Raw genomic sequence first — 24,821 nt, forward strand, 5'->3', positions numbered from 1 at the left:
CAGGCGTGCGGCGCGACGGCTCTCTCCCCAAAGTGCGCGCGGTGGGCCTGGTTCTCGCCGCGGCCTATCTGCTCTTCGTCGGATGGCTGATGCTGCGCCCCCATTACGTCCCCTGGGTCGACGCCCCCAACCTCCGGCCCCTGGCCACCATCCGCGCGGACCTCGCCCTGGACGACCCCTGGCTGGCCTGCCGCCGCCTCTGCGCCGGCCTGGCCCTCCTCGCACCGCTCGGGGTCATCCTCCCGATGGCCGGCGGCCGGGTCCTCGTCTCCGGGCTCGGCTCCTTCGCCCGCACGGTCTTCGCGGGCCTGATGGTCTCCCTCTCCCTGGAATTCCTCCAGACCGTCGTCCCCGGCCAGATATTCGACGTCGACGCGCTCCTCCTCAACACGGCCGGCGTCGCCCTCGCCTACCTGGCCGTCGTCCCCGCCGCCCGCCACCGTCTCCGCCGCCGCGCCCGGGTCGCGCAGCGGCCCCCTCAGGGGTCCACCCCGACGATTCCCAGGGTCGGGATCGCCCCCTAGAGCGACGATTCAGACCCGTATGTGCTCGTAGCGTGGAGTCATCAGCAGGATCCGCGCCTAGGGCCTGCCCGGGCGATCACGAAGGAGCACGCCATGTCCGCGTCCACACTGGTCCGCCCCAGTGACGGCCGCATGGCCCCGATCCTGGACGCCACCCTCGCGGGCGCTTCGCTTGCTTCGGGACGGCTGCGCCGGCCTCCGGCCGTCGTGCCGGGGGCACCGCCCGGACAACCGGGACGATCAAGCCCGGCGCCGTGACCGGACGCCACCGTACCCGACACCCACAACCGCCCCGTGCCTGCGGCACGGATACCTCAACGCGTACCCAGAACACTTACCCACCCGCGTGAACACACCCAAGAAGGAGCACGCCATGTCCGCGTCCACACTGGTCCGCCCCCGTCACGGCCGCATGGCCCCGATCCTGGACGCCACCCTCGCGGGCGCTTCGCTTGCTTCGGGACGGCTGCGCCGGCCTCCGGCCGTCGTGCCGGGGGCACCGCCCGGACAACCGGGACGATCAAGCCCGGCGCCGTGACCGGACGCCACCGTACCCGACACCCACAACCGCCCCGTGCCTGCGGCACGGATACCTCAACGCGTACCCAGAACACTTACCCACCCGCGTGAACACACCCAAGAAGGAGCACGCCATGTCCGCGTCCACACTGGTCCGCCCCCGTCACGGCCGCATGGCCCCGATCCTGGACGCCACCCTCGCGGGCGCTTCGCTTGCTTCGGGACGGCTGCGCCGGCCTCCGGCCGTCGTGCCGGGGGCACCGCCCGGACAACCGGGACGATCAAGCCCGGCGCCGTGACCGGACGCCACCGTACCCGACACCCACAACCGCCCCGTGCCTGCGGCACGGATACCTCAACGCGTACCCAGAACACTTACCCACCCGCGTGAACACACCCAAGAAGGAGCACGCCATGTCCGCGTCCACACTGGTCCGCCCCCGTCACGGCCGGATGATCGCCGGAGTATGCGCCGGGCTCGCCGACCGGTTCGGCACCTCGGCGACGACGATGCGAGTGATCTTCCTGCTGTCCTGCCTGCTGCCCGGGCCGCAGTTCCTGCTGTACCTGGCGATGTGGATCGTCATGCCGTCCGAGAAGGCCTCGGGCGCGGGCTACGCCGTCTGATCCCGCCTGCGCATGCGCAAAAGGGCCGCCCCCCTGAACGACAGGGGTGCGGCCCTTGCGCATGCGCAGGCGGTGACGGGTGACAGCTGTCAGCCGCCGATGGGGAGCCCGGCGAGGGGCAGCTGGCCCAGCGGGAGGGCGCCGGTGGGGAGGCCGCCGAGGAGGGTGGAGACACCGGTGGGGGCGCTCATGGCACCGGGGACCACGTGAGTGGTCTTGGTGGGCAGGCCCTGGGTGACCTGGTCGAGGGGCAGGGAGTGGGCGACGTCGGCGACCGGCACCGACGCGGGCAGGGTCGGGAGGCCTGCCTCGGCGGGGGCGGCGGTGGCGGTGCCGGCCGCGGCGCCCGCGAAGGCGACACCGAGCGCGGCGGCGCCGAGGGTCTTGACGGTTCCGGTCTTCATGATGGCGATCCTCGTCGTGGTGGGGGGAGGTGGGCGACAGCCGAGCGTCGACGCTAGCCAGGGGCCCCACCCCGCGCAAGCAGGCTCGCGGCTTCGCGCCGCCCCCACGCCGCGCCGCCGCAAGCCGCATGCGCAGGCCGGAATTCTCCCCGTCAGCCCTCTTCCACCGCCGAACCGCTGGTCGCGGCCGGTGTCACGGATGTCTGCCGGAACAGCCATTCGGCCTTCAGCTCCGAATACCCGGGCTTGATGACGTCATTGATCATCGCGAGGCGTTCATCAAAAGGAATGAACGCCGATTTCATCGCATTGACCGTGAACCACTGCATGTCGTCGAGGGTGTAGCCGAATGCCGCCACCAGCTCCCCGAACTCATGGCTCATGCTCGTGCCGCTCATCAGCCGGTTGTCGGTGTTGACCGTGACGCGGAAGTGCAGCTTGCGCAGCAGCCCGATGGGGTGCTCGGCGTACGAGGCGGCGGCTCCGGTCTGCAGATTGGAGGTCGGGCACATCTCCAGCGGGACGCGCTTGTCGCGTACGTACGACGCGAGGCGGCCGAGCTTGACCGAGCCGTCGTCGGAGACATGGATGTCGTCGATGATGCGCACGCCGTGTCCGAGGCGGTCGGCGCCGCACCACTGGAGTGCCTGCCAGATGGAGGGCAGGCCGAAGGCCTCGCCGGCGTGGATGGTGAAGTGGTTGTTCTCGCGCTTGAGGTACTCGAAGGCGTCGAGGTGCCGGGTGGGCGGGAAGCCCGCCTCCGCGCCGGCGATGTCGAAGCCGACCACGCCGAGGTCGCGGTAGCGGTTGGCGAGCTCGGCGATCTCCTGGGAGCGGGCGGCGTGCCGCATCGCGGTGAGCAGGGCGCCGACGCGGATGCGGTCGCCGTTCTCGCGGGCGCGGCGCTCGCCTTCGCGGAAGCCCTCGTTGACGGCCTCGATGACCTGTTCCAGGGTCAGCCCGGCTTCGAGGTGCTGTTCGGGCGCGTAGCGGATCTCGGCGTAGACGACGCCGTCGGCGGCCAGGTCCTCGGCGCACTCGGCGGCGACCCGCACGAGGGCCTCGCGGGTCTGCATCACGCCGACGGTGTGCGAGAAAGTCTCCAGGTAGCGTTCGAGCGAGCCGGAGTCGGCGGCTTCGCGGAACCAGGCGCCGAGCCGGTCCGGGTCGGTCTCGGGCAGGGCGCGGTAGCCCGTCTCGCGGGCGAGGTCGACGACGGTCCCCGGGCGGACGCCACCGTCGAGATGGTCGTGCAGCAGCACCTTGGGGGCGCGGCGGATCTGGTCCGCGTCCGGGAGGCTGAGGCTTGAGCTCGTCATTACCGCACGATAGCGTCTGATCGGCCTACGCGCGTAGAGCATTCCGTTGATGCCGAATATTGACCTCGGTGTCAGGTCCTGCACACCTGAACTTCTGCAATGGTTCTCCCATGGCTTCGCAAGCTTTGCCTGTGCGTGGTGCGCGGTTGGGCAGACAGTTGACATCGGGACCGGTCCCGGCGGGATTCGTACCGGCGGCACGGCGGGAGTCGTACGACACCGTACGGGCCGCCGTTCTTCTGCTGCCCGGGGGCGACGCGCTGAGCACGCGCAGGCGCTCACCGCTCGCCGTGGCGGCGATGCTGCCGCTGGGCCGCCGGCTGGTGCGGGCCGGGCGCGGCGAGGGGCTCGCCGCGCATGTCGTGCACTACCGGTTCCGGGGCTGGAACGGCGGGCATGCGCATCCCGCGCAGGACGCGTCATGGGCGGTCGACGAGGTGGTGCGCCGCTACGGCGACATACCGGTCTGCCTGGTGGGCATGGACATGGGCGGCCGGGCGGCGCTGCACGCGGCGGGGCACGCGGCCGTCAGCTCCGTGGTGGCGATCGCCCCCTGGCTGCCGGCCGGCACCGAGCCCGATCCGGTACGTCAGCTGATCGGGCGTCAGGCGCTGATCGTGCACGGCACGAACGACCGCGACACCGACCCCGAACTGTCGTACCGGTTCGCCGAGCGGGCCAAAAAGGTCAATCGTGACGTCTGCCGCTTCGAGGTGCACACCGACGGCCACGATCTGCACGACCACCGCTCCGAGGTCGCCGCCGTCACCGCCGACTTCGTCCTCGGCACCCTCCTGGGCCGCGCTCTCGCCCGCCCGGTGGCCGACGCGCTGGCCGCTCCCCCGCCGCTGGGCCTGCGGATGCCACTGGCCGTCGGTTTCGGGCGCACGTCGGGGCTTCATCACTGACGGACGCGGGTAGACCTAGCGTACGGCAGTACGGCGGCTGTCAGTGGCACGCGAGAGCATGTGAGTACGGGGGTACACGAAGCCTTCAGCAGGAGACGGCAGTATCGGGACAAAGGAGTCCCCTACCCGTTTCCGTCTGGAATATGCCCGAATCCTTCCTTCCGCTTTCGAACGGAGGTACAGTCCACCTCAAGTGGATTGAACCGGGCACATAACGGACTCAACCAGAAGCGCAGTGGAACGTGGAATCGAGGTGCACCATGTGCCTGCATCAACCCGCGTGTCCCGCAGCGGACGCGCCAGACCGTGAAGCGGCTCATGTCGTGGCAGCCCACTCCGAGCAGGGCTGGAGTCTGCTGTGCAACGGCGTCGTCCTCTTCGAGGACAACGGCGAGATCCTCCCGGACGGCCGGGTCATCCACCCGCGCCGCCCCATTGACGCAAAGGCTCCAGCCGCCGCCTGAGCGGTGGCCCGGTCGTGAGGTGATTCCGATGCACCGCATACAGATCAGAGTCCGCAAGACCAAGCCGATCGCTCCGCGCGAGCCCGACCTGAGGACGCCCTCCGGGCGCCCCATGCCGTACTGACCCGTCAGGTCACCGTCCGCGTCACACGGGAAGCAGCTGACCCCTCCGGCTCAGCAGGAACTTCTTGAACGCGGCGACCGGCGGAGTGTCCGGATGCCCGCCCAGCCAGGCCACCCCGATCTCCCGCACGGCCCTTGGCGCGGTCACGGCAAGCTCGGCCACGCCGGGCCTGGGCACCGTCGGCGGCGGCAGCAGCGCCACGCCGAGCCCGGCCGCGACCAGGCCCCGCAGCGTCTCCGCCTCCTCCCCCTCGAACGCGATCCTCGGGCTGAAGCCGGCCTCCGCGCACAGCGCGTCCGTGATCCGGCGCATCCCGTAACCCGGTTCCAGCGTCACGAACAGCTCCGTCGCCGCCTCCGCCAGCCGCACCCGCTTCCGGCCCGCCAGCCGGTGTCCCTCCGGGACCACCAGCCGCAGCCGCTGCTCGTCCAGGCGCCGGGTCACCAGATCCGGCGCGTCCGGCACCGGTGAGGTCAGACACAGGTCCAGCTCCCCGGCACGCAGCCGCTCCAGCATCGCCTCCCCGTACGTCTGGACGAGCTGGAACCGAACCCGCGGATAGTCGGCCCGGAAGGTGCGCAGCAGCCCCGGCACGGTCTCCGTACCCAGGGTGTGCAGAAACCCGAACGCCACCCGGCCCGCCTCCGGGTCCGCGTCCGCCCGAACGGACTCCGCCGACCGCTCCACCTCGGCCAGCGCCCGCTCGACGGACGCCAGAAAACCGCGGCCGGCCGGAGTGAGCGAGACGGTGCGGCCATGGCGGGCGAAGAGGGTCACTCCCAGGTCGAGTTCCAGCCGGACCATCGCCCGGCTGAGGGTCGACTGCGGCATGCCTAGCTGCTGCGCGGCGCGGGTGACGTGCTCGTGGCGCGCCACGGCGGCGAACTGCGCGAGGCGCGGAGCCAGCACGGACGCCCAGGACTCGGCATCCAGCTCCGCGGACATGTCTTTTGCGTCACCGTTCGGTGACAGTGATCTCTGTGACCTCACCTCATGCGCCATGGGAACGATTATCCGCAGTTTGTGCATTGGACGCATGAAAGGGACAGTCATAGTTTTGTGGCATGCCTGCTGCTGATACAGGGGCGTCCGCCATCATCCGCGCGGGCGCCTCGACGCCGTCCTTCGCACCGTCGTTCGCACCCTCCTTCGCACCGCCCAAGCTGAGCCCCGGCGGCGCCGGTTACCGCCGCGCCCTCTACGCGCTCTTCGCCGCGGGCCTCGCCACCTTCGCCCTGCTCTACTCCACGCAGGCGCTGCTCCCGGCGATCTCCTCCGGCCTCTCCCTCACCCCGGCCCAGGCCAGCCTCACCGTCTCGGCGGCCACCGCCGCGCTGGCCGTGGCGCTGCTGCCGATGAGCGCGCTGAGCGAGAAGTACGGGCGTACGGCGGTCATGACGGCATCGGTCTTCAGCGCGGCGGCACTGGCCCTGGTCATCCCGTTCGCTCCCGACCTGACCACCCTCGTCGTCCTGCGGGCCCTCCAGGGCATCGCGCTGGCCGGCCTCCCCGCCACCGCGATGGCCTACCTGGCGGAGGAGGTCGATCCCAAGGCCGTCGCCTCGGCCATCGGTCTGTACGTCGCCGGCAACAGCATCGGCGGCATGCTCTCCCGCATCGTGACCGGCGCCGTCGCCCAGTACGCCGGCTGGCGCGCGGCCCTTCTGGCGGTCGGCGTCCTGTCCCTCGCCTGCGCCGTCGCCTTCCGCCTGCTCGTGCCCCCGGCCCGCCACTTCCGCCCCGGCCCGGTCAACCCCGCGGCCCTGTGGCGCACGGTCACCGGCCACCTTGGCAACCCGCTCCTGCGCCGCCTGTACGTCATCGGCCTGCTCTTCATGGCCGTCTTCGGCGCCGTCTACACCGTGCTCGCCTACCGGCTCGCCGCCGAGCCCTTCGCCCTCTCCCAGAGCGCGATCGGCCTCATCTTCCTGGTCTACCTCGTCGGCACGGCGGCCTCTGCCGGCTCCGGCGTGCTGCTGGCCCGCATCGGACGCCGCGGCGCGCTCTACGTCGGCGTCGCCCTCGTCACCACCGGGCTCCTCCTCACCCTCTCCGGCTCCCTGGTCATGATCCTGGCCGGCCTCGTCCTCATCACCGGCGGCTTCTTCACCGGCCACGCCATCGCCTCCGGCGCCGTCAGCCGCACCGCCACCACCGGACGGGCCCAGGCCTCCGCCCTCTACCTCACCGCCTACTACGCCGGCGCCAGCCTCGGCGGCACCGTCGGCGCCTCCGCCTACCACTCCGCCGGCTGGTCCGGCACGGTGGCGCTGGCCCTGGCCGCCGTCGTCGGCGTCGCCTGCGTCACGCTGTACGGCACCCGACAGGCGATGGCCGCCGCGCGGGCCGCGTAAGGCGTCCCCACGCCGCCCCGGCCCCGGTCCCAACGCCGGGCTCGCGGGCGGCTCCGCTTGCTTCGCCCGGCTGCGCCAGACCCCGTCCGCCGTCCGGGCACCGCCCGCCCACCACAGAATGCCCTGGCGACCTCGTTCGCTCTCGCCGGCGTCGGCAGTAGCACGGGTGCCGTGAACTAGCGCGCAAATGAGAGAGGCTGTCCACAGGCTGGCATGCCCATCAGCGCTTCCGACGCGAGGATCCCGAACAGGCAACGGCCACTCTCGACACCGGCATCCGTCGCGAAAGCTGCGACGCGGCACCACCGACGCACACCGAAAAAGTTTCAAGTTCATTTCGAGATCGAATTTGAGCACCCCTTTGCCTGCGTAGTGGAATTCTTTGACCAGGAAGTGGACTTGAGAGAATCGCGCAGTGACGTGGATCACATTCACTCATCGACTCATAAGATATGTCCGTATTGGACGGTAACTACATGGGTCATTTCACTCAAATTGGGGTGCCGTCTTTGACGGTGCCTCAGATCCCCGCTGCAGAATTGAGTTGGATTTGAGCTTTACAAACAAGGGTAGTTGAAGGTTATTGAGGTTCTTACGATCTCCGCAGTATGTTCCTCTCCATCGGCAAAGGCCGAGCGCCATGGGTGGACTTGACCCCCACCCGAAGGCGATGGCATCTCGTTTCCATATGGGGGAAACCGAATTGCGGGGAAGCAGAGAAAGAGCGATCGCCCTTGGTATCGCTGCGGGCGTGGTCGCTTCGGCGGCCCTCCTCACGAATCTGAACACAGCCGGCCCGGCCTACGCCGCCTGTACGAGCGCCGTCATTGATTCCGTCGGCACCGGATGCGGATCCACCGCCACTGCCTCACCGAGTCCGACCGACACCGACATCAAGCCCACCGTCGCAGCGACCGTGAGCAGCGGCCCGACAGTCTCGGCCGCGCCGAGCTCCAGTGGGGTGGCCGCCGTTTCGGGGCCGCCCACGGTCACGGGCGTCTTCACCCTGGGGAGCGGCGCGCCCCTCTCCGGAGCGACGGTGACGTTGACCGCCGTGGACTCCGTACCCGACGACGGGACCAGCGTCACCCCAACAGTCGTGGGCACCACGACGACAGGGCCGACAGGCACCTGGTCATACACATTGCCGGCCACGCTCTCCAGTGACCTGCAGGCCCTCGCCGACAGCAACGGCGGCGTGCTCGCACTCCAAGCCACGTATGACGGCACCGCACCGGACGGCACGCTGATGACCGGTTCGGACTTCGTGGACGCCGGAGTGGCCACCGGGGCCGCGACCACGGAAGGATCCGCCCAAGCCCGCACGGAGACGGCGGACACCGTGGCCATCCATCCCGACGTCGACACCACTACGGTGACACTGCCCGATGCCCCCGACACAGATGCCGGCACCGGAACCACCGACATCGCAGGGGACTCGGCAACACCCGCATGGCAGAACGCTGACGGCACATCGGACAGCAACTTCAAGCCCGACGTGGTGAACGGCGTCGACTACAGCACTGTGACTCCGAGCATCGGTGTGCCCTCGTGCAGCACCGCGTCAAAAGTCATCAAGTCGGGGATTTACTACACCACGGTCGGCGAGGGGCACGCGTACTACGACACGACAGCGTCGTTCGATTACAGCGACAGCCTGTCCAGCACTTGGGGCGTCGCGACAAGCGTCGACGGCCAGAACTGGTCCATCACCGGAAAGATCTCCCGCAAGAGCAGCATGGGCCACTCCACCGGCTTCAGCGGGCAAGGACCCAAATGGGCCAGGCAGTGGCGGGTGCCGATCCGATACCACGAAGTCGACGTTTCGCTCTACTGTCCTGGAGCCAAGACCAAGCACCACTACAACATCCAGCCCGTAAAGTACGAGGTACCAGCCGGCGGCGCGGTCGGTAAGTACGGAGCAGATGTGAGCTCGAAGGACGGTGCAGCGGCGTACAGCAACTCCCGCCCCGCTTACCGCGGAGTCATCCCGAAAAAGTCGTACTACACGGTGACGGAAGGTAATTCGGTCACGTGGAGTGTGGCAGTGAAGGCGTTTAACGTCGCCATCAACCTCGACACCGAGTACGGGTCCTCGCACTACCAGAGGATCAGTGCGGGAAGCGGGAGTCTTGAGCACGACATCTGGGGAGCGAAGGGCCCTGTCTCAGGAAAACCCGGTGTCATCTACTCGTTCTAGGGTGCTCACCCTGATGCTCCTGGCACTCACCGTCGCGTGCTCAGCTCACAATGGCGGCATCGCGGCAGGTACAGCGATCCGAGCAGGGGGCCCTCCGGCGTCGGGGATCCTCGGAATCCAGGACGCGCAGGTCGGGAAGGCCTACAGGTTCGCTTTTCCCCTCATGCACAACACATCCAAGCAATCGATATCGATTACTGGCGTGAGTGTCGAGGGAATTCCGGAAGGAATCTCCGTTCTCGGATACCCGGTGTATTCCGTGAAGGACACGCCGGGTTATCTTCTGGACTACCGGGATGACTCCCACGACGGTGAGCCCAACCTCGACAAGTACCCCAACTACGCGAAACACCCGTTCACCATCAAGGCGGGTGCCATCAGCGACAAGTACGCCATGGTGCGGGTACGCATCACCGGAAAGGTGACCAAACATCTGACCGGCTGCAAGGTGCGCTACACGCAGGCAGGGGTCAACTACCAGCAGACCGTGCACTGCGAGTACGCACTCGACATGAAGTAGGGATCCAAAGTCGCGGACCGGAACGGGCCGTGACGACAGCGCAGGCACGAGCTTCCAGCCCACGAGATGTCCAATCCCGTGGACGCGCGGAAGCCCGTGCCTGCCGTCGTTTGCTCCCCGGACACTCCCAGACCAGGGGCATCCGAGGCCAGTCGACCACACCGACGCAGGTGAACGCGGGCCCAAGCAGCGACGCTGACCGCCGGACGTAACAGGCCCGGTGGACATCCGTCCACCGGGCCCGCAGCGTCAGGAGATGCGGTCGAGCACGATCGGCTTCGGCGAGAACGCCGTGCCCGCCGGGGAGATCTCGATGCCGCCCTCAAGGGCGGCCAGCGCGTAGTCGTACTTCTCCGGGGTGTCCGTGTGCAGGGTGAGGAGGGGCTGGCCGGCGGTGACGGAGTCACCCGGCTTGGCGTGGATCTCGATGCCGGCGCCGGCCTGGACGGGGTCTTCCTTGCGGGCGCGGCCGGCGCCGAGGCGCCAGGCGGAGACGCCGACGGCGTAGGCGTCGAGGCCGGTGAGGACGCCGGAGGCGGAGGCGGTGACGATGTGCTGCTCGCGGGCGACGGGGAGGGGGGCGTCGGGGTCGCCGCCCTGGGCGGCGATCATGCGGCGCCAGACGTCCATCGCGGAGCCGTCGACCAGGGTCTTGGCGGGGTCGGCGTCCTTGAGGCCGGCGGCGTCGAGCATTTCGCGGGCGAGGGCGATGGTCAGCTCGACGACATCGGCCGGGCCGCCTCCCGCCAGGACCTCCACCGATTCGCGGACTTCCATCGCGTTGCCCGCGGTGAGGCCCAGCGGGGTGGACATGTCGGTGAGGAGGGCGACGGTCTTCACGCCGTGGTCCGTGCCGAGGCCGACCATGGTGGAGGCCAGTTCGCGGGCCTGGTCGAGGGTCTTCATGAAGGCGCCGGAGCCGACCTTCACGTCGAGGACCAGCGAGCCGGTGCCTTCGGCGATCTTCTTGGACATGATCGAGGAGGCGATGAGCGGGATGGCCTCGACCGTGGCGGTGACGTCGCGCAGCGCGTAGAGCTTCTTGTCGGCCGGGGCGAGGCCGTCGCCGGCCGCGCAGATGACGGCGCCGGTGTCGCGGAGGACGGAGAGCATCTCGTCGTTGGACAGGAGCGCACGCCAGCCGGGGATGGACTCCAGCTTGTCCAGCGTGCCGCCGGTGTGGCCGAGGCCGCGCCCGGAGAGCTGCGGTACGGCGGCGCCGCAGGCGGCGACGACGGGGGCGAGGGGGAGGGTGATCTTGTCGCCGACGCCGCCGGTGGAGTGCTTGTCGGCGGTGGGGCGGGGGAGGGAGGAGAAGTCCATGCGCTCGCCGGAGTTGATCATCGCGGCGGTCCAGCGGGCGATCTCGGCGCGGTCCATGCCGTTGAGGAGGATGGCCATGGCGAGGGCGGACATCTGCTCGTCGGCGACGACGCCCTTGGTGTAGGCGTCGATGACCCAGTCGATCTGCTCGTCGCTCAGCCGGCCGCGGTCCCGCTTGGTACGGATGACGGAAATGGCGTCCATGGTAAGTCAGCTTCCTAACGATTGATCAGGTCTTCTGGGCCGAACGCGTCCGGCAGGACGTCCCGCATGGTGCGGATCCCGTCCGCCATCTCGACGAGCAGTCCGGGGCCGCCGTGCTCCCACAGCAGCTGACGGCAACGGCCGCACGGCATGAGCAGATTGCCCGCGCGGTCGACGCAGGTGAAGGCGACCAGCCGGCCGCCCCCGGTGGCGTGCAGCGTGGAGACCAGCCCGCACTCGGCGCACAGGCCGAGCCCGTAGCTGGCGTTCTCCACGTTGCACGCCGAGATGACGCGGCCGTCGTCGACCAGGGCGGCGACGCCCACGGGGAACTTGGAGTAGGGGGCGTAGGCCCGGGACATCGCGTCCCGGGCCCGCGTCCGCAGTTCCTCCCAGTCGATGGGAGGCGTCACTTGCCCTGGCCCTTGCGATAGCGCATACCGTCAGCCTTGGGCATCCGCAGCCGTTGTGCCGACAGGGAGAGCACCAGCAGAGTGACGACGTACGGGGTGGAGCCCACGAACTCGTCGGGGACCTCGTCCGTCAGCAGGTACCAGACCAGCACCAGGGCGGCGACCGCGGCGGCGATCACACCCTGGACGAAGGCCTTCTTCCAGAGCTTCCACAGCGCCAGCGCGGCCAGCAGCACCACCAGCAGGAGCAGCAGCGCGTGGACGGTGGGGCCGCCGTTGCGGAGCTGCAGCGCGTCGGAGTAGCCGAAGAGCCCGGCGCCGGTGGCGAGGCCGCCGACCCGCCAGTTGCCGAAGATCATCGCGGCGAGGCCGATGTAGCCGCGGCCGCCGGTCTGGCCTTCGAGGTAGATGTGCGTGGGGACCATCGCCAGGAAGGCGCCGGCGAGGCCGGCGAGGCCGCCGGAGACGATCACGGCGATGTACTTGTAGAGGTAGACGTTGACGCCGAGCGACTCGGCGGCGATCGGGTTCTCGCCGCAGGAGCGCAACCGCAGGCCGAACGAGGTCTTCCACAGGATGAAGAAACTGCCGACGAACAGGACGGCAGCCAGCAGCGTCAGCACGGACAGGTCGGTGACCAGGCCGCCGAGGATGCCGGCGATGTCCGAGACGAAGAACCAGCCGTGGCCCTCGATGTCGTGCAGCCAGTCGGACAGGCCGGGCACAGTGATCGTGGGCAGGCTGTCGACGGGCGGGGACTGCTTGGGGTTGCCGCCCTTGGTGGCGGCTTCGCCGGAGTTGAACCACAGCTTGGCGAGGTACTGGGTGGTGCCGAGCGCCAGGATGTTGACGGCCACACCGGAGACGATGTGGTCGACGCCGAAGGTGACGGTGGCGAAGGCGTGCACCAGGCCGCCGAGCATGCCGCCGAGGATTCCGGTCAGGACGCCGATCCAGGGGCTGGTCTGCCAGCCGGCCCAGGCGCCGAAGAAGGTGCCGAGGATCATCATGCCTTCGAGGCCGATGTTGACCACGCCGGCCCGCTCGGACCACAGGCCGGCCAGACCGGCCAGGCCGATCGGGACGGCGAGGCCGAGCGCGGCGCTGATCTGGCCCTCGGCGGTGAGCTGGTCCTGGCCCGTGATGATCCGTACGACCGATACGAGGGCCAGCGCGGCCGCGATGATCAGCATGATCACCGGCAGCGTGAGCCGGCGCTTACCGCCAACCGCCTTGGGGGCCGCGGGCGGCGGGGTCTTGGTCGCCGTGGCAGTCACGCCGCCACCTCCTGCTTGTTCTTGGCCTGGGCGGCGAGCTCCTCGCCGACCTTCTGCTGCTGGCGCTTGAGCCCGTAACGGCGGACCACTTCGTAGGCGATGACGACGCTCAGGACGATGACGCCCTGCATGACGCCGACGATCTCCTTGTCGAAGTCCTCGAAGTCCAGCTGGGAGGAGGTCCGCTCCAGGAAGGCCCACAGCAGCGCGGCGAGCGCGACCCCGACCGGGTTGTTGCGGCCGAGCAGCGCCACCGAGATGCCGACGAAGCCGACGCCGGCCGGGAACTCGGTGCCGAACTGGTGCGCGTCGTTGAGCAGCGTCGGCATGCCGACCAGACCGGCCAGGGCGCCGGAGATCAGCATGCTGGTGAGCACCATGCGCTTGACGCTGACGCCGCTGGCCTCGGCGGCCGACTCGGACAGGCCGACGGCGCGCAGGTCGAAGCCGAAGCGGGTGCGGCCCAGCACGAACCAGTAGGCGATGCCGAGCAGCACGGCGACGACGATGAACCCGTAGATCTCGCCGTTCAGCTCACCCATGTCGAAGTTGAACAAGTGGCCCGACGACGGCAACGGGGTCGTCGAGACCTGGGTCTGGGCCTTGTCCAGGTGGCCGAGCCGGCCGGGCTGGAGGAAGTAGGCGATGACATTGGTGGCGATCGCGTTGAGCATGATCGTGGCGATCACCTCGCTGACGCCGCGCTTCGTCTTCAGCAGACCCGCGATGCCGGCCCACATACCGCCGACCAGCATGGCGACCACGATGATCAGCGGGATCTGCAGGAAGCTCGGCAACGACACGGCGCCGCCTACGGCCGCCGCGAAGAAGGCGCCCATCCGGTACTGGCCGTCGACGCCGATGTTGAACAGGTTCATCCGGAAGCCGACGGCGACCGCGAGACCCGCGATGTAGTACGTCGTGCCCTTGTCGAGGATGTAGACCTGGCTGTCGCTCTTGAAGCCGTAGTCGAACATGATGCCGAACGCGTCGAACGGCTGCTTGCCGGTGGCGAGCAGCACCAGCGCGGTGACCACGAACGAGACGGCGATGGCGAGCAGCGGCGCCGCGATGGCGAGGAGCAGCCGCTCCTTGTCGATCTTCTTCATCGGTCCTCTCCCCCAGCGTTCTCGCCGTGCTCCAGGTGGCCGGAGGCGGCACCGGTCATGGCGGAGCCCAGCTCCTCGGGGGTGATGGTGGCGGGGTCGGCGTCGGCGACCAGGCGGCCGCGGTACATGACGCGCAGGGTGTCGGACAGGCCGATCAGCTCGTCCAGGTCGGCGGAGATCAGCAGCACGGCCAGTCCCTCGCGGCGGGCCTCGCGGATCTGGTCCCAGATCTGCGCCTGGGCGCCGACGTCCACGCCCCGGGTGGGGTGCGAGGCGATCAGCAGCTTGGGCAGGTGGCTCATCTCGCGGCCGACGATCAGCTTCTGCTGGTTGCCGCCGGACAGGGAGGCCGCGGTGACCTCGATGCCGGGGGTCCGGACGTCGTACTCGCGCACGATCCGCTCGGTGTCGCGGCGGGCCGCGGTCGGGTCGAGCAGGCCGCCCTTGCTGTTGGGGCGCTCGGTGACATGGCCGAGGATCCGGTTCTCCCACAGCGGGGCTTCCAGCAGCAGGCCGTGCCGGTGCCGGTCCTCGGGGATGTAGCCGATGCCGTCCTCGCGCCGCTTGCGGGTGGGCGCGTGTGTGATGTCGGCGCCGTCGAGGGCGAGGGCTCCGGCGTCGGGCGGGAGCATGCCCATGATGGCCTCGACGAGTTCGGCCTGGCCGTTGCCCTCGACACCGGCGATGCCCAGGACCTCGCCCTTGTGGATGGTGAGCGAGATCCGGTCCAGGACGATGCGCTCGATGCCTTCGAGGTCGAACTCCGACAGGTGCAGGCCCTCGATGACCAGCATCGGCTCATCGGTGACCGTGGATTCCCGGGTCTCCGGCGACGGCAGCTCACTGCCGACCATCAGCTCGGCGAGCTGCTTGGTGGTGGTGTGCTTCGGGTCGGCCGAACCGACCGTCGTGCCACGGCGGATGACGGTGATCTCGTCGGCGACCGACAGCACCTCGCCCAGCTTGTGCGAGATGAAGATGACGGTCAGTCCCTCGGCCTTGAGCTCGCGCAGGTTGTCGAACAGCGCGTCGACCTCCTGCGGGACCAGGACGGCGGTCGGCTCGTCGAGGATCAGCGTACGGGCGCCGCGGAAGAGGACCTTGAGGATCTCAACTCGCTGACGGTCGGCGACGCCGAGGTCCTCGACGAGGGCGTCGGGGCGCACCCCGAGGCCGTACGCGTCGGAGATCTCCTGGATCTTGGCGCGGGCCTTGCCGCCGATGCCGTACAGCTTCTCGCTGCCCAGCACGACGTTCTCCAGGACCGTGAGGTTGTCGGCGAGCATGAAGTGCTGGTGCACCATGCCGATGCCGCGGGCGATGGCGTCGCCGGGGTCGTGGAAGGTGGCCCGCTCGCCGTCGACGGTGATGGTGCCCTCGTCCGGCTTCTGCATGCCGTAGAGGATCTTCATCAGGGTCGACTTGCCGGCGCCGTTCTCACCGATGAGGGCGTGAACGGTGCCGCGGCGCACGGTGATGTCGATGTCGTGGTTGGCCACGACTCCGGGGAATCGTTTGGTAATGCCGCGCAGTTCCACGGCATTCGGACTGGACGCTTTGATGGCGCACTCTCCTCGCGGGAAAAGAGCGGGGGTAGCTACCGGGGAGGGCTACTTGGGGTGGTGGTGGCGAACGTATCGCGAGGATCGAACTCTACGCGCGTAGCGGTCGTCGGATCCATAGGTTGGGCGTGGTCGAGATCAGAATTTAATACGAGCTGAGGCCGCGCCTGTCCGTGCGGCTTCTCATTTAACCCGACCAACGTGGGCGAGGCCCGGTGGGGGTGAGCCTGAGCTCACCCCCACCGGGCCTCGCTGCGTGCCGGTGTCAGGAGACCGTGGTCTTCACGGTGATGTCACCGTTGACGATCTTCTTCTTGGCGGCATCGAGCTGGGTCTTGATGTTGTCGATGAAGCCACCGCTGTAGGAGAGGCCGACGCCGTCCTTGGCCAGGCTGTAGCTCTGGGTGCCGGTCAGCGGGGTGCCGCTCTTGACGGACTCGACGAGGTCGTAGACCGCGACGTTCACGTTCTTGAGCGCGGAGGTCAGGATCGAGTTCTTGTACTTGGCCAGCGAGCTGTCCTCGTACTGGTCGGAGTCGACACCGATCGCCCAGGTGCCCGACTTGCCGGCCACGGCCTCGATCGAGCCGTTGCCGGAGGAGCCGGCCGCGGAGTAGATCACGTCGATGCCCTTGTCCAGCATGCCCTGCGCGGCTTCCTTGCCCTTGGCGGGGTCGGCGAAGCCGGAGAGGTCGGAACCGTGGCTCAGGTACTGGGCGGTGACCTTGACCTTCGGCTTGGTGTCGGCGACACCCTGGTCGAAGCCCGCCTGGAACTTCTTGATCAGCGGAATGTCCACGCCGCCGATGAAGCCGACCTTGTTGGTCTTGGTCTTCAGCGCCGCCGCGACACCCGCGAGGTAGGAGCTCTGCTCCTCCGTGAAGACGATGCTGTCGACGTTCTTGGCGTCGACGACCGAGTCCACGATGCCGAAGGTGGTGTTGGGGTACTTCTTCGCCGCCGCCGTCAGCGCGGTCGCGTAGGAGTAGCCGACGCCGATGACCGGGTTGTAGCCCGCACCCGCCAGCTGCTCCAGACGCGTCTCACGGTCGGCGTCGGTGTCGGCCGTCTTGGCGGTGAGCTCCTTGACGGTGATACCGAAGTCCGCCTTGGCCTTGTCCAGGCCCTTGGCGGCGGAGTCGTTGAACGAGTGGTCGCCCCGGCCGCCGACGTCGTAAGCGACACCGACCTTCAGCCCGCTGCTGCTGCTGGAAGCAGAGGAGCTGGTGTCCTTGGAACTGCTGCCGCAAGCGGTGGCAGTGAGCGCGAGCGCCGCGGAGGCGATGCCCGCGGCGGCGATCTTGGTTACCCGGCGCAAGAGGGTACCCCTTCAACTAGAAGCGCCCCGTCCGGCGCTGGCTTAAGCGGGAGCTTAACGCGCGTAGATGTCAGGTAAAGGGGGGTTGGCCACCCGTTATCGGATCGACGCATTTCGGCCAGGTGAACCGCCCGTTGTGGCACGGTCACCCGGTGTCAGGAAAGCAGTGCAGCCGAGGTGAACAGTTCCACGCCGACCTTGATCGCCCCCTCGTCCACGTCGAAATCACCCTGATGGAGGTCACGCTTGGCCGTGTCGCCCACCGGCCGTACGCCCAGCCGGGCGAGTGCGCCGGGCACCTGCTCCAGGTACCAGGAGAAGTCCTCGCCGCCGAGGCTCTGCTCGGTGTCCTCCACGCTGTGCAGGCCGTAGCGGGCCATCATCGCGTCGCGCAGCAGCTCGGTGGAGTCGTGCTCGTTGACCACCGGCGGCACGCCGCGGTGGTACGTCAGCTCCCACTTGGCCCGGTACATCCCGGCGATCTGGTCGATCACCTCGTGGATGAGGTCCGGCGCGTCGCGCCAGGCGTTCAGCTCCAGGCAGCGGACCGTGCCCTCCAGCTCGGCATGCTGCGGAATGACGTTGCAGGCGTGACCGGCCTCGATCCGGCCCCACACCACGGACAGGCCGCTGCGCGGGTCCACCCTCCGGGCAAGCACGGCGGGCAGCTCGGTGGCCATCTTCGCGGCGGCCATCACCAGGTCGGTGGTCAGATGCGGGCGGGCCGTGTGGCCGCCCGGACCGTCCATGGAGAGTTCCAGCTTGTCGACGGCGGAGGTGATCGCGCCCTGCCGGAGGCCGATCCGGCCGACCTCGACCTTCGGGTCGCAGTGCACGGCCAGGATCCGCCCGACGCCGTCCAGCGCGTCCGCCTTGATCACGTCCAGCGCCCCGCCCGGCATGACCTCCTCCGCGGGCTGGAAGATCAGCCGCACGGGACGCGGCAGCTGCCCGGCGCGCTCCAGCTCCGCCAGCAGCAGGCCCGCGCCCAGCACCACCGTGGTGTGCACGTCATGGCCGCACGCGTGGGCCCGGCCGGGGACGGTCGAGCGGTACTCCACCTGCTTGGTGTCCGGGATCGGCAGCGCGTCCAGGTCCCCGCGCAGTGCCAGCCGCGGGCGGTCCGGATCCGTGGCGCCGATGTCGCAGATGAGGCCCGTGCCGCCGGGCAGAGTGGTGGGCCGCAGGCCCGCCTGCTCCAGCCGGGCTTTGATGGCGGCGGTCGTACGGAACTCCTGTCGCCCCAGTTCCGGGTTCTTGTGCAGATCACGCCGGAAGGAGATCAGTTCGGCCGAGAGCTGCTCGGGCAGTGCGCCTACGGACTGGGAAGGGAGTTCGCTCACCTCCGTAAGCGTAGACCTCATGCGTGCTCCTGTTTGCGTGATCGAGGAAAAAGCTGCGCAGCGTGGCGCGTAGACAGCTCCGTCGAGGGGTATCAATAAGGGCTCGCCGCCGCTCCGGCCCTTTTCATACTGACTCAACGATGCGCCCGGCGCGAGGCAACGACCCCCTGTCATCGCAGGTGACCCTGGTCACCCGCGGTTCAGGCTCGGTCCCAGCAGCCGCCCGTACAGGTCCAGCAGGGGCACCGACTGCGTCTGCCAGGACCACTGGCGGAGCGTGTCGGGGCGGTCGTACGCCTTGCGGTAGCGGCGGGGGTTGGTGAGGACGGCGCCGACGGCACGGACGAAGTCGGGAGTGGAGCGGGCGCGGAAGACCTCGCCGATGCCGAGTTCGAGGGTGGCGGCGGACATCGCGCGGATGTCGGAGACGACGACCGGGAGCCGGGCGTGGGCGTACTCGAAGTAGCGGGTGGGGAGCGCCAGCTGGCGGTCGGGGAGGGGGTGGACGGGGAGGACGCCGATGTCCGCGGAGGACAGGAAGGCGGGGATCGCGGCCGGCGGGACGTAGGGGAGGACGTGGAGCCGGCGGGCGACGCCGAGCTGGGCGGCGCGGGCGGTGAGGGCCAGGACGTCGGGGTGCGCGGGGTCCGGTACGACGAAGGCGGCATGCAGGTCGTACAGCTGCGGGAGCGCCTCGATGACGGTGAGCAGGCCGCGGGAGGGGGCGACGGAGCCGCTGTGGACGAGCAGCGGGATGTCGGGGGCCAGGCGGCAGGCCTCGCGGACGCCGGGCTCCCGCCGGGGGCGGGGCTCGTACGGCGGGGCGTTGAGGGCCACCACCGGGGTGGCCGGCAGGGCGTGGCGCTTGCGGAGCTGCTCGGCGTATGAGTCGGCGACGGTGACGACTCCGTCGGCCAGTGACGCGTACGCCCGCTCGTGCGCGTTCTGCGCGGCGGCCAGCCGGCGGGAGGCGGAACGGCGGGTGAAGGCGTCCCAGACCACCTCGATGCGGTGCCCGGCGCCCTCGGAGCGGTAGGCGGCGCGCACCGCCACGCCGAGGGTGCCGTGGCCCAGGGCGTGCACGAGGTGCGGGCGCAGCTCGTCCAGAACCGGGCCGTACGCGGTCTCCAGGTCGAGCAGCAGCGGGTCGAGGCGGCGCCAGGCGTTCTTGCCGAGGAGCAGGGCGGTCAGCGTGGTCACCGCGTCGTCGACCGGGCCGCCGGGCTCGGCCCTGCCCCGTACGGCGGCCCGGAACTGCGCCGAGCGCGCCGCCGTCCACGCCCGGCGCACGGCCTGGACGAGGTGCGCCCCCGCATGGCCGGTGCGGGCGGCGGCCTGCAGGGGCAACGGGCGGTGGACGACGCCCAGTTCGGCGGTGCGGGTGGCTATGAGCGCGGCCTGGGCGGTGAGCCGCGCGTTGCGGTGGTCGTAGGTCTCCTCGCTGCGGTACGCCAGCGGCCAGCGCACGCCCGGACGGGGGCGGCGCCGGCGGTGGCGGTGCAGGGTCGCGGCGACCGGCACGCGCAGGACCCGTACGCCGGGCGGCGCCGGGCCGGGATCCGCCCTGCTGCCGGGGTGGGCGCGGCCGATGAGGGTGACCTCGTAGCCGGCCCCGGCAGCGGCGGCGGCCACCCGGTGGGCCCGGGAGTCGCCGTCGAGCGTGCTGTCGGCCAGGATCGCGACGCGGGCCGCGCTCACCGGGCCGGGGCCGGCGCCACCGAGGCCGCCGAGGCGACCGACTTCAGGCCGTGCAGCTCACGGGCGGTGCCGGTGATCGCGGACAGGAAGCCGTGGGCGCGGGGCGAGGCGCTGTCGGTGAGCCACGCGGGGTCGACGTCGCAGACGATGATGCGCACCCCGGTGCCCTCCAGGGCCAGCGGGAGGGTGTGGACGACGGTGGACGGGAAGCTCAGCACCGTGTGGCCGACCGGGCCGCGCCGGGCGACCAGCTCCAGCGGCAGGTCGGGGCGGACGATCTCCAGCCCGGTCGCGACGGCCAGCGCGCGCAGCTTGTCCGGGCTCTCGCGGCGGTGGGCGAAGTAGCGGGTGGCGCCGTGGGCCCGGGCCAGTGCCCCGACAGCCGTGAGATACCGCTCGGGGTCCACGACGCCGGTCTCGACGAGCGACGTGCCGACTATGTCGGTGCCCGCGCTGATGATGGGCGGGCCGAAGCGCGCCCGCGTCCAGCCGAAGCGGTTGGCGCGCAGCGCCATGCCCGGCGGTGGCGTGGCCGGCATCGCGCTGAACAGCTCGACCTCACGGCCGCGCCCCGGCGTCAGCCTGCGCCGGGCGGCGGAGGCGAAGACGCCGAAGGCGAGGTCGGCCGGCGAGGTGCGGCGGCCGCTGCGGTGCCAGCGCACCAGGCGGTCGCCGCGGGTGAGCAGCTCGGTGAACTCCATGGTGGCCGTGCCGTCGTCCACGACCGTGATCTCACGGGCGCGGCTCAGCGGCAGCAGCGCCTGTACGAGGCGGGAGAACGGGTCGCCCAGCACGATCCGCTGTGCGGCGCGCAGGGCGGGGGTCAGCTCGGCGACGGTACGCGGGAGCGAGGCACGGCCGGCCCGGGCCTCGCTCCAGCGCACGGTGTGGCCTTCGTCCATGGCGAATTCGGCCATGCGTCGGAGCTGGCCGCGTGAGGTGGGGTCGCGCGGCGGCAGGACGACAAGCGTGAGACCCCGGCCGCCCGGCCCCTGGCGGGGGGCAGGCGGCCGGACATGTGCCCACTCCAGCACGTTGAGAAGCTGAACGGGGCTCTCTACGAGTGCCAGAGTGTCGCTCATACCGGTCAGGCCGACACCTTCTCGCGCTCGGCGGCCTCGGCCGCCTCACGCTCGGCGATGACGCCGGGGACGCGGCGGAGCTTCTTCATGGGGCCGAGCTCGCCCTCGTAGACCTTCTTGACGCCGTCGCCGAGCGCCGACTCGATGACGCGGATGTCGCGCACCAGGCGGTCCAGGCCCTGCGGCTCGACGGAGGCGGCCTGGTCGGAGCCCCAGTTGGCGCGGTCCAGCGTGATGTGGCGCTCGACGAAGACGGCGCCCAGCGCGACGGCGGCCAGCGTGGTCTGGAGGCCGATCTCGTGGCCGGAGTAGCCGACGGGGACGTTGGGGAACTCGTTCTGGAGGGTGTTGATCATCCGGAGGTTGAGCTCCTCGTGCTTCGCCGGGTAGGTCGAAGTGGCGTGGCACAGGATGATGTTGTCCGAGCCCAGGACCTCCACCGCGTGGCGGATCTGGCGGGGCGTCGACATGCCGGTGGAGAGGATGACGGTCTTGCCGGTGGCGCGCAGGGCGCGCAGCAGCTCGTCGTCGGTGAGGGAGGCCGAGGCGACCTTGTGGACGCGGATGTTGTCGAACTTCTCCAGGAAGGCGACGGCCTCGACGTCCCACGGGGACGCGAACCAGTCGATGCCCTTCTTGGTGCAGTACTCGTCGATCGCGCGGTACTCGTCCTCGCCGAACTCCACCTTGTGGCGGTAGTCGATGTAGGTCATGCGGCCCCACGGGGTGTCCCGCTCGATGTCCCACTGGTCGCGCGGGGTGCAGATCTCCGGCGTGCGCTTCTGGAACTTGACCGCGTCCGCACCGGCCGTGACGGCCGAGTCGATCAGCGCGAAGGCGTCGTCGAGGCTGCCGTTGTGGTTGATGCCGATCTCGCCGGTGACGTAGACGGGCTGGCCGGCGCCGACGAGACGGTCGCCGATCGGGCGGAGGCGGGCGGTGTTGTTGGTCACTGGGAGGGGTCCCTTCGGGATGTGCGGGAAAGAGAGGGGCCGAGAATCCACGCGGCGATCTCGCGGATCGCGCCGTGCCCCCCGGGTGTCGCGGTGATGGAACGGGCCAGGCCCTTGACGATGTCGTGCGCGTTGGCGACGGCCGTGGGCCAGCCGACGAGCTCGAAACAGCCGAGGTCGTTGACGTCGTTCCCGACGTACAGAACCCGCTGGGGGTCGAGTTGCTGCTCCTCGCACCACTGCTTGAGCGCGAGGTCCTTGCGGTCGATGCCGTGCAGGACGGGGACCCGCAGTTTGCGGGCGCGCGCGGCGACGACCGGGTTGGTCTCCGTGGACAGGATCAGCACCGGCAGGCCGGCGTCGCGCAGGGCTGCGATGCCCAGCCCGTCGCCCCGGTGCACGATCACGGTCTCGTGTCCGTCGGAGTCGACATGCACCGTGTCATCGGTCTGGGTGCCGTCGAAGTCGAGTACCACCGCGTCGATGTCGTCGCGGGTGGGGAGCGCGTCGGCGCGGGTGGCGTCCACCAGGGGGGCCAGGGCGCGGGCACGGCTGAGGTCGTCCGGCTCGTCGATCTCCAGGACCCGGTGGGGGTCGGTGCGCACCAGCGCGGTGCGGCCGAAGAAGCGGTGCCGGACGTCGCGGAATCCGTCGGCGCGCATCGCGTAGGCGGCGCCGGTCTCCAGGTACTCCGGCTCGCGGTCCTGGCGGCGGGGGCGGTTGGCCTTGTCGTGGTTGACGCCGTAGCCGTCCCCGGTGTCCCCGTCGGAGGCCTCGCGCCACAGGAAGCCGTGCGTCGCGGCCACCGTCAGGGCGGTGTCGGCGCCGCCCTCGGTGATGGCGGAGGCGACACCGTCCATGTCCGCGACGGTGATGAACGGGCTGGTGCACTGCACGAGCAGGACGACGTCGGTGGTGAAGCCGTGGGTCGCCTCGTACTCGTCCATCGCGTGGATGACCGCCGCCTCGCTGGTCGCGGTGTCCCCCGCGATGGCGGCCGGGCGCAGCACGACCTCGGCGCCGGCGGTGCGGGCGGCCTGGGCGATGGAGTGGTCGTCGGTGGAGACCACGACATCGGTGACGTGCACCGACTCGACGCAGGCCCGCACGGCGCGGGCGACCAGCGGGATGCCGCCGACCGGGGCGAGGTTCTTGCCGGGGACGCCCTTCGAGCCTCCCCGGGCGGGGATGACGGCGAGCACCCGGGGTGCCCGTGGCGCCGGGACGGTGCTCTGAGATTCACTCGAAATGGTCACAGCTGACCCCAGCGGCGGATCACGGGCGCGACGCGCTGCACGCCCTGGCGGTAGGCGGTGCGGGCGGAGTTGCGCGCGAAGTCGCGCAACGCGCGCCGCACGGCGCTTGGTTCGGTGGGCTCGACGGCCACCCCGGGCAGCGGCTCGCCCTTGGGGTCGAGCCCGTGCCGGGCGAGGACGCCGGGCAGGTAGCCGGGCGCGGTCTCCGGCGTGTAGTACGGCGCGAGCGGCGGCAGCTGGCCCCGGGCGGCGAGTGCGGTGACCCGCTCGCGTACGGCCCCGAAGGGGTCGACCGCGGCGACCCCGTGGGCGCGGGCCCAGGCCGGGTCGGCCACCGGGACGTGACCTGCGTCGATCCGGTCCCAGGAGGCGTACGCGGCCGAGCCGAGGAAGTGGTGGTTGCCCAGCGCCTCGCGGATGCCGAGGTCGGTGAGGACGGCGGTGGGGATGCCCCGGTGCATGGACTCCAGCGCGGCCGTCGAGGAGACGGTGACCAGCAGGTCGGTGCGGTCCAGGACCTCGCCCATGTGCCCGTAGACCAGCTTCAGGTTGGCCGGCGGATCGAGCCTGGCGACCAGCTTCTGGTAGGGCTGTTCCTCGATGTGCGTGGTGTGCTCGCCGGGCTTGCTGCGCAGCTTGACCAGGACTTCGCGGTCGGGGTGGAAGCGGGCGTGGTCAACGGCCCGGCGCAGCAGGTACGTACGGTCCTTGCGGCTGTCCGGGACGGACGGCTGGACGGCGAAGACGACCGTGAACGGCCGCTCGGCGGAAGGCTTGTAGGGCTCGCCCTCCAGGAAGGGCAGCGCGGTCTCGACGACGCTGTCCGGGTCGGCGCCGACGCCCGCGTAGACCGCCCGGAAGCGGTCGGCGTCGTGCGCGCTGTTGGCCAGCACCACATCCGCGCCGGCCCGCAGCAGCAGGCCGTCGGCGAGCTTCTCGTAGACGACCCCGACATATCCGGTGACGACCACCGGGCGTCGCTCCGCGCCCTCCCAGGCCCGGTTCAGACCGTGCAGCATCGCCTGGACGGTGCCGCCCACGCAGGAAAGGATCAGTACGTCGGCCGTGTCCCGCCCGGTCTCCGCGAGGAATTCGGGTGCCGTGACCTCGCGCATCGAGTCCGCCGGGATGCCGACCTCGGCGAGCTGGCGGGTCGTCGGAGTGGCCCGGCCTCGGAGCAGGCGGGCGTCGAGCCGCGCGCCGGAGGCTATGCGGCGGGCCGTCAGCGCACCCCACTTCCAGCGGGTGTCCGAATCGGCGAGGACAGTGACCCGGAGCGGGCCGACGGTACTTTCTTGCACGTCCAAGACGCTAGGAATC

25 protein-coding genes are annotated in these 24,821 nt (G+C 70.2%); 10 read left to right on the forward strand and 15 right to left on the reverse strand.

Annotated elements, in window-relative coordinates; all coding sequences use genetic code 11:
* Positions 1–41 precede the first annotated feature (41 nt).
* The 5 genes from OG607_RS17025 (at position 42) to OG607_RS17045 (ending at position 1,670) form a co-directional block, all read left to right on the forward strand.
* Complete coding sequence (locus tag OG607_RS17025) at positions 42–524, forward strand: VanZ family protein (protein WP_405724020.1); 483 nt, start codon at positions 42–44, stop codon at positions 522–524.
* Between the two features lie 93 nt (positions 525–617).
* On the forward strand, positions 618–782 hold the full coding sequence (locus tag OG607_RS17030; RefSeq protein ID WP_405724021.1) for a hypothetical protein: 165 nt from the start codon (positions 618–620) through the stop codon (positions 780–782).
* Positions 783–897: 115 nt separating this feature from the next.
* Entirely contained in the window at positions 898–1,062 is a 165-nt protein-coding gene (locus OG607_RS17035; RefSeq protein ID WP_405724022.1) for a hypothetical protein, read from the forward strand.
* Positions 1,063–1,177: 115 nt separating this feature from the next.
* The gene (locus OG607_RS17040; protein WP_405724022.1) at positions 1,178–1,342 is read left to right on the forward strand and encodes a hypothetical protein; all 165 of its coding nucleotides are present in this window, start codon (positions 1,178–1,180) and stop codon (positions 1,340–1,342) included.
* A 115-nt stretch (positions 1,343–1,457) separates the two neighbouring features.
* On the forward strand, positions 1,458–1,670 hold the full coding sequence (locus tag OG607_RS17045; protein ID WP_405724023.1) for a PspC domain-containing protein: 213 nt from the start codon (positions 1,458–1,460) through the stop codon (positions 1,668–1,670).
* Between the two features lie 89 nt (positions 1,671–1,759).
* On the opposite strand, the gene OG607_RS17050 is transcribed toward OG607_RS17045, so the two are convergent.
* A complete protein-coding gene (locus OG607_RS17050; protein ID WP_405724024.1) occupies positions 1,760–2,074 on the reverse strand; it encodes a hypothetical protein in 315 nt (104 codons plus the stop codon).
* A 152-nt stretch (positions 2,075–2,226) separates the two neighbouring features.
* Positions 2,227–3,393: an adenosine deaminase gene (locus tag OG607_RS17055; protein WP_405724025.1), complete on the reverse strand. Its 1,167-nt coding sequence runs from the start codon at positions 3,391–3,393 to the stop codon at positions 2,227–2,229.
* Between the two features lie 110 nt (positions 3,394–3,503).
* On the opposite strand from OG607_RS17055, the gene OG607_RS17060 reads away from it, so the two are divergent.
* Together OG607_RS17060 and OG607_RS17065 are read left to right on the forward strand one after the other, a co-directional pair.
* Positions 3,504–4,301, forward strand: coding sequence for an alpha/beta hydrolase (locus OG607_RS17060; protein ID WP_405724026.1), 798 nt, complete (start codon positions 3,504–3,506; stop codon positions 4,299–4,301).
* A 260-nt stretch (positions 4,302–4,561) separates the two neighbouring features.
* Positions 4,562–4,765, forward strand: a complete 204-nt coding sequence (locus OG607_RS17065) for a DUF5999 family protein (protein WP_405724027.1) — start codon at positions 4,562–4,564, stop codon at positions 4,763–4,765.
* 145 nt (positions 4,766–4,910) lie between these two features.
* On the opposite strand, the gene OG607_RS17070 is transcribed toward OG607_RS17065, so the two are convergent.
* Positions 4,911–5,891, reverse strand: a complete 981-nt coding sequence (locus tag OG607_RS17070) for a LysR substrate-binding domain-containing protein (RefSeq protein ID WP_405724028.1) — start codon at positions 5,889–5,891, stop codon at positions 4,911–4,913.
* A gap of 62 nt (positions 5,892–5,953) precedes the next feature.
* On the opposite strand from OG607_RS17070, the gene OG607_RS17075 reads away from it, so the two are divergent.
* The 3 genes from OG607_RS17075 to OG607_RS17085 all read left to right on the forward strand — a co-directional run bounded on the left by OG607_RS17075 (position 5,954) and on the right by OG607_RS17085 (position 9,963).
* Positions 5,954–7,243, forward strand: coding sequence for an MFS transporter (locus tag OG607_RS17075; RefSeq protein WP_405724029.1), 1,290 nt, complete (start codon positions 5,954–5,956; stop codon positions 7,241–7,243).
* A gap of 751 nt (positions 7,244–7,994) precedes the next feature.
* Positions 7,995–9,443, forward strand: coding sequence for a hypothetical protein (locus OG607_RS17080; RefSeq protein ID WP_405724030.1), 1,449 nt, complete (start codon positions 7,995–7,997; stop codon positions 9,441–9,443).
* Positions 9,444–9,702: 259 nt separating this feature from the next.
* Positions 9,703–9,963, forward strand: a complete 261-nt coding sequence (locus tag OG607_RS17085; RefSeq protein WP_405724031.1) for a hypothetical protein — start codon at positions 9,703–9,705, stop codon at positions 9,961–9,963.
* Positions 9,964–10,212: 249 nt separating this feature from the next.
* On the opposite strand, the gene OG607_RS17090 is transcribed toward OG607_RS17085, so the two are convergent.
* The 12 genes from OG607_RS17090 to OG607_RS17145 form a co-directional block, all read right to left on the reverse strand.
* Positions 10,213–11,490: a thymidine phosphorylase gene (locus OG607_RS17090; RefSeq protein ID WP_405724032.1), complete on the reverse strand. Its 1,278-nt coding sequence runs from the start codon at positions 11,488–11,490 to the stop codon at positions 10,213–10,215.
* A gap of 14 nt (positions 11,491–11,504) precedes the next feature.
* Positions 11,505–11,903: a cytidine deaminase gene (locus OG607_RS17095; RefSeq protein WP_405724033.1), complete on the reverse strand. Its 399-nt coding sequence runs from the start codon at positions 11,901–11,903 to the stop codon at positions 11,505–11,507.
* Positions 11,900–13,180, reverse strand: a complete 1,281-nt coding sequence (locus tag OG607_RS17100) for an ABC transporter permease (protein ID WP_405724034.1) — start codon at positions 13,178–13,180, stop codon at positions 11,900–11,902. The genes OG607_RS17095 and OG607_RS17100 overlap by 4 nt, the downstream gene beginning before the upstream one ends.
* Complete coding sequence (locus OG607_RS17105; RefSeq protein ID WP_405724035.1) at positions 13,177–14,289, reverse strand: ABC transporter permease; 1,113 nt, start codon at positions 14,287–14,289, stop codon at positions 13,177–13,179. Before OG607_RS17105 ends, OG607_RS17100 begins: the two co-directional genes overlap by 4 nt.
* Complete coding sequence (locus tag OG607_RS17110) at positions 14,286–15,827, reverse strand: ABC transporter ATP-binding protein (protein ID WP_405724036.1); 1,542 nt, start codon at positions 15,825–15,827, stop codon at positions 14,286–14,288. Before OG607_RS17110 ends, OG607_RS17105 begins: the two co-directional genes overlap by 4 nt.
* Before the next feature lie 289 nt (positions 15,828–16,116).
* Entirely contained in the window at positions 16,117–17,169 is a 1,053-nt protein-coding gene (locus tag OG607_RS17115) for a BMP family protein (RefSeq protein ID WP_405724037.1), read from the reverse strand.
* 155 nt (positions 17,170–17,324) lie between these two features.
* The gene (locus OG607_RS17120; RefSeq protein ID WP_405724038.1) at positions 17,325–18,533 is read right to left on the reverse strand and encodes an amidohydrolase; all 1,209 of its coding nucleotides are present in this window, start codon (positions 18,531–18,533) and stop codon (positions 17,325–17,327) included.
* A 168-nt stretch (positions 18,534–18,701) separates the two neighbouring features.
* Positions 18,702–20,210 (reverse strand): glycosyltransferase family 4 protein, encoded by a 1,509-nt coding sequence (locus tag OG607_RS17125; protein WP_405724039.1) that lies wholly within the window; start codon positions 20,208–20,210, stop codon positions 18,702–18,704.
* Complete coding sequence (locus tag OG607_RS17130) at positions 20,207–21,292, reverse strand: hypothetical protein (protein ID WP_405724040.1); 1,086 nt, start codon at positions 21,290–21,292, stop codon at positions 20,207–20,209. Before OG607_RS17130 ends, OG607_RS17125 begins: the two co-directional genes overlap by 4 nt.
* 5 nt (positions 21,293–21,297) lie before the next feature.
* Positions 21,298–22,245, reverse strand: a complete 948-nt coding sequence (locus OG607_RS17135; protein WP_405724041.1) for an N-acetylneuraminate synthase family protein — start codon at positions 22,243–22,245, stop codon at positions 21,298–21,300.
* The gene (locus tag OG607_RS17140; RefSeq protein WP_405724042.1) at positions 22,242–23,501 is read right to left on the reverse strand and encodes a cytidylyltransferase domain-containing protein; all 1,260 of its coding nucleotides are present in this window, start codon (positions 23,499–23,501) and stop codon (positions 22,242–22,244) included. The genes OG607_RS17135 and OG607_RS17140 overlap by 4 nt, the downstream gene beginning before the upstream one ends.
* The gene (locus OG607_RS17145; RefSeq protein WP_405724043.1) at positions 23,498–24,802 is read right to left on the reverse strand and encodes a DUF6716 putative glycosyltransferase; all 1,305 of its coding nucleotides are present in this window, start codon (positions 24,800–24,802) and stop codon (positions 23,498–23,500) included. The genes OG607_RS17140 and OG607_RS17145 overlap by 4 nt, the downstream gene beginning before the upstream one ends.
* Positions 24,803–24,821: the final 19 nt, after the last annotated feature.

This window comes from Streptomyces sp. NBC_01537 (assembly GCF_045040445.1).
GTDB lineage: Bacteria > Actinomycetota > Actinomycetes > Streptomycetales > Streptomycetaceae > Actinacidiphila.

Coding starts and splice junctions, on each gene's coding strand:
- OG607_RS17130 (WP_405724040.1), bottom strand. CDS start 21,292: ATGAGCGACACTCTGGCACTCGTAGAGAGCCCCGTTCAGCTTCTCAAC.
- OG607_RS17090 (WP_405724032.1), bottom strand. CDS start 11,490: ATGGACGCCATTTCCGTCATCCGTACCAAGCGGGACCGCGGCCGGCTG.
- OG607_RS17045 (WP_405724023.1), top strand. CDS start 1,458: ATGTCCGCGTCCACACTGGTCCGCCCCCGTCACGGCCGGATGATCGCC.
- OG607_RS17060 (WP_405724026.1), top strand. CDS start 3,504: ATGGCTTCGCAAGCTTTGCCTGTGCGTGGTGCGCGGTTGGGCAGACAG.
- OG607_RS17050 (WP_405724024.1), bottom strand. CDS start 2,074: ATGAAGACCGGAACCGTCAAGACCCTCGGCGCCGCCGCGCTCGGTGTC.
- OG607_RS17030 (WP_405724021.1), top strand. CDS start 618: ATGTCCGCGTCCACACTGGTCCGCCCCAGTGACGGCCGCATGGCCCCG.
- OG607_RS17070 (WP_405724028.1), bottom strand. CDS start 5,891: ATGGCGCATGAGGTGAGGTCACAGAGATCACTGTCACCGAACGGTGAC.
- OG607_RS17035 (WP_405724022.1), top strand. CDS start 898: ATGTCCGCGTCCACACTGGTCCGCCCCCGTCACGGCCGCATGGCCCCG.
- OG607_RS17075 (WP_405724029.1), top strand. CDS start 5,954: ATGCCTGCTGCTGATACAGGGGCGTCCGCCATCATCCGCGCGGGCGCC.
- OG607_RS17065 (WP_405724027.1), top strand. CDS start 4,562: ATGTGCCTGCATCAACCCGCGTGTCCCGCAGCGGACGCGCCAGACCGT.
- OG607_RS17055 (WP_405724025.1), bottom strand. CDS start 3,393: ATGACGAGCTCAAGCCTCAGCCTCCCGGACGCGGACCAGATCCGCCGC.
- OG607_RS17105 (WP_405724035.1), bottom strand. CDS start 14,289: ATGAAGAAGATCGACAAGGAGCGGCTGCTCCTCGCCATCGCGGCGCCG.
- OG607_RS17040 (WP_405724022.1), top strand. CDS start 1,178: ATGTCCGCGTCCACACTGGTCCGCCCCCGTCACGGCCGCATGGCCCCG.
- OG607_RS17120 (WP_405724038.1), bottom strand. CDS start 18,533: ATGAGGTCTACGCTTACGGAGGTGAGCGAACTCCCTTCCCAGTCCGTA.